At 49.1% G+C, this 430-nt stretch carries 1 protein-coding gene; it reads left to right on the top strand.

Features of this window, described 5'->3' with window-relative positions:
* Nucleotides 1-34 precede the first annotated feature (34 nt).
* A partial coding sequence (locus ACTHUR_RS21705) for an SPFH domain-containing protein (RefSeq protein ID WP_440400889.1) occupies nucleotides 35-430 on the top strand: 396 nt, incomplete at its 3' end.

The raw sequence follows: 430 nt of genomic DNA, 5'->3' as shown, positions 1-430 counted from the left end.
AAGTTATCCCTTCTTCTTCAAATAAGGAACTGCGATGTTCAACTTTATCAAGAAACAGTTTATCGACGTCATTCAATGGCCGAATCCCGACGACAGCCTGCTGATGTGGCGTTTTCCGATTGCCGATGAGGAGATCCAAAACGGTGCGAGCCTGACTGTGCGTGAGGCGCAGATGGCGATGTTTGTCGATGAAGGCGTAACCGCCGACGTGTTTGGTCCGGGGCGTTACACGCTCAATACGCAAACGCTGCCGGTGCTGACCAACTTGAAAAACTGGGACAAGCTTTTTGAATCCCCTTTTAAATCGGATGTTTACTTTTTCAATACCAAACAACAGCTCGCACGAAAATGGGGTACATCTCAACCGATTACCGTACGCGATGCCGAGTTTGGCGCGGTGCAACTGCGTTCGTTCGGTATGTATTCTTAC

The sequence above is a fragment of the Neisseria sp. P0021.S007 genome, from assembly GCF_051956855.1.
This window is presented reverse-complemented; position numbering and strand designations above follow the sequence as displayed.